Source organism: Kitasatospora purpeofusca (genome assembly GCF_000718025.1).
Classification (GTDB): domain Bacteria; phylum Actinomycetota; class Actinomycetes; order Streptomycetales; family Streptomycetaceae; genus Kitasatospora; species Kitasatospora purpeofusca.
Window position 1 is genome coordinate 1 of the sequence record NZ_JODS01000122.1, and the last position, 274, is coordinate 274.

Sequence of the window (274 nt, forward strand, 5' to 3'; positions counted from 1 at the left end):
GGGCCCCTCCGGCTCCGGCAAGTCCACCCTCATGCACTGCATGGCCGGCCTCGACACCGTCAGCTCCGGCTCCTCCACCATCGGCGACACCGAACTCGTCGGCCTCAAGGACAAGCAGCTCACCCAGCTGCGCCGCGACCAGATCGGCTTCGTCTTCCAGGCCTTCAACCTCCTCCCCACCCTCACCGCCCTCGAGAACATCACCCTCCCCATGGACATCGCCGGCCGCAAGGCCGACAAGCAGTGGCTCGACCGCGTCGTCGAGACCGTCGGA

1 protein-coding gene is annotated in these 274 nt (G+C 67.9%); it reads left to right on the forward strand.

What is annotated here, in order from left to right; all coding sequences use genetic code 11:
- The coding region (locus tag IF01_RS0141020; protein ID WP_030398705.1) for an ATP-binding cassette domain-containing protein at positions 1-274 on the forward strand (274 nt) is incomplete at both ends.